Source organism: Sphingomonas corticis (assembly GCF_012035195.1).
Taxonomy (GTDB): domain Bacteria; phylum Pseudomonadota; class Alphaproteobacteria; order Sphingomonadales; family Sphingomonadaceae; genus Sphingomonas; species Sphingomonas corticis.
On record NZ_JAAVJH010000048.1, the window covers coordinates 1 to 2,482 of the forward strand.

Annotated in this window: 3 protein-coding genes; all 3 read right to left on the reverse strand. The window is 68.9% G+C overall.

What is annotated here, in order from left to right; translation table 11 throughout:
- Window positions 1–25: 25 nt before the first annotated feature.
- Genes tnpC through tnpA form a run of 3 tightly spaced genes read right to left on the reverse strand, consistent with a single transcriptional unit; the run spans window position 26 to window position 2,347 of the window.
- Window positions 26–1,585 carry an IS66 family transposase gene (tnpC, locus tag HBH26_RS20290; RefSeq protein ID WP_025292356.1) on the reverse strand — a complete coding sequence of 520 codons (1,560 nt, stop codon included), beginning with the start codon at window positions 1,583–1,585 and terminating at the stop codon, window positions 26–28.
- A 55-nt stretch (window positions 1,586–1,640) separates the two neighbouring features.
- Complete coding sequence (gene tnpB, locus HBH26_RS20295; protein WP_275402996.1) at window positions 1,641–1,988, reverse strand: IS66 family insertion sequence element accessory protein TnpB; 348 nt, start codon at window positions 1,986–1,988, stop codon at window positions 1,641–1,643.
- Window positions 1,985–2,347: an IS66-like element accessory protein TnpA gene (gene tnpA / locus HBH26_RS20300; protein ID WP_007407193.1), complete on the reverse strand. Its 363-nt coding sequence runs from the start codon at window positions 2,345–2,347 to the stop codon at window positions 1,985–1,987. Before tnpA ends, tnpB begins: the two co-directional genes overlap by 4 nt.
- Between the last annotated feature and the right edge of the window lie 135 nt (window positions 2,348–2,482).

Sequence of the window (2,482 nt, forward strand, 5' to 3'; positions counted from 1 at the left end):
GTAAGCGTGGCGTGAGGACCGCAGTTTATGCGGCTTGGGCTGTTGGCTGATCTGTCTGGGGCACCCAGTTCCACGGCATCAGCTCGTCCCAGCGGGTGGCGGGCCAGTCGCCGGCGACCCTGGCGATGACATCGGCGATATAGGCCTGCGGGTCGACGCCGTTGGCCTTGCAGGTCTGGATGACGGTGTAGATGGCGGCGGCTCGCTCGCCGCCTGCGCGCGAACCCGCGAACAGCCAGTTGCGCCTTCCCACGGCGACGCCGCGCAGGGCCCGCTCCGCGATGTTGTTGTCGATCTCCAGACGCCCGTCACCCAGGAAGCGGCACAGCGCCGGCCAGCGTTTGGTGCCATAGGCGATGGCTTTGGCCATGTCGGACTTGGGCGACAGGCGGCGAAGGGCAGCGTCGAGCACCTCGCGCAAGGCGTCGACCAGCGACTGGCTTCGTTCCTGTCGCGCTCGACGGCGTACATCCGGCGGCTGACCACGCACCTCCGCCTCGACGGCATAGAGCGCGCCGATGCGCTCCAGGATATCGGTGGTCAGCGGCGTGGAGAGGCGCTCGTGCAGGTCGAACACCTTGCGCCGGAAGTGTGCCCAGCATGCCACCTCTGTGACGCCACCGCGGTACAGGGCGTCATAGCCCGCATAGGCATCGGCCTGGAGAAAGCCGCGAAAGCCGGCGAGATGCGCCTGCGGGTGCGCCGCGGTGCGGTCGGGCGTGAAGCGATACCATGTTGCGGGCGGTGTCGTGCTGCCGGACGCCTGGTCGTCGGCGGCGTACACCCACAGCCGCCCGGTCGCGGTCTTGCCACGGCCGGGGTCGAGCACCGGCACCGGCGTGTCGTCGGCGTGGATCTTGTCGGCCTTGAGCACCTCGTCACGGATACGGCTGACCACCGGGTCGAGCAGTGCTGCAGCTTGCCCGGCCCAGCCCGCGAGCGTCGAGCGGTCGATCTCGAGCCCCTGCGCGGCCATCATCTCGGCCTGGCGGTACAACGGCAGATGGTGGTCGAACTTGGAGACGACGACGTGCGCCAGCGTCGCGAAGGTCGCCTTGCCCCGCGCCACAGCGCTGACCGGCGCGGGTGCCTGGACGATCTTCTCGCAAGACCGGCAGCTGTATTTGGGGCGGACGTTGCGCACGACCCGCCAGCGCACCGGCACGATGTCGAGCATCTCGTGCGCGTCCACGCCCAGCCGGCGCAGCGCACCACCGCAGTCCGGGCAGGTGCAGATACCGGACGCCGGCTCGTGGACGACCTCCTCGCGCGGCAGATGCTCCGGCAGACTGCGGACCGGTGCCAGGCGCGGCGCTACTCCAGGCGCCGCAGTCTCGACTTCGGAAACATCCCGCTCCGTTTCCAGCTCTTCCAGCGCCAGCTCGAGCTGTTCGATCTCGCGGCCCAACTTCTCGGAGGAGGCACCGAACTGCATCCGCCGCAGTCGGGCGATCTGCCCGCGCAACGTGTCGATGAGCAGATCGCGGGCGGCGAGCGCGGCATTCGCCCGGGCGAGCGATGCCTCCAGCGCGGCGATCCGCGCGGTGGCATCAGCAGGGGAAACAGGCGCTTCCAGCACCCGCATTTCATAACAGATCACGCATCGACGGGCGAGAAAAAGCGTCGCAAAACCGCCGTTTTCACCCCGCCAGCGTCGGCGTGAACGTCCGCTCTGGGCGACGCCAGTCGATGCCCTCCAGCAGCATCGACAATTGTGCCGGCGTCAGCGTCACCGTGCCCGTCGCGGTCACCGGCCAGACGAACCGACCCCGGTCGAGCCGCTTGGAGAACAGGCACAGGCCTTGCCCATCGAACCACAGCAGCTTGACCACATGACCCCGCTTGCCCCGGAACGCGAACAACGCGCCCGAGTGCGGGTTCTGGGCCAGCACCTGCTGCACCAGTACCGCCAGGCCATCGAACCCTTTGCGCATGTCGGTGACGCCACACGCCAGGAACACCCGCGTCGGCAACGGCGTGGGGCTCAACGCAGCACCGACAACACTCGCGCCAGCGCGCCGGCGTCCACCGACCCGTCCACGCTCACTCGGACGCCACCCGGAAATTCGATGCAGATGAGGCCAGACGTGGATGTCGCCGGCTGCGGCGCAGGTGCGGCGACATCGGCCACGCGCACCTCGGCGAATGCCGGCAGCGCAGGCGCGACCCCGCCCAGCTTGCCCAGCCGCGCCTGCTTGCGCCACGTATAGATCAGGCTGCTCGACACCTCGCGCCGGGCGATGACATCACGGACCCGCACGCCCGGCCGGAACGCCTCGGCCAGGATCTCCAGCTTCTCCGCGTCCGACCAGCTCCGTCGGCCCGATACCCGGCCGACCACCTCCACACGACCAGTCGTACGAGCGCTCGTACGACCAGTCTCAGAACCGAAAACTTCCCGCACCGCCCGCGCCCTCGTCAAAGACGATAAGCATCCCGGCTACGGCCAAACGGGCAAGGCGGCCCTCAGGCCACGCTTACC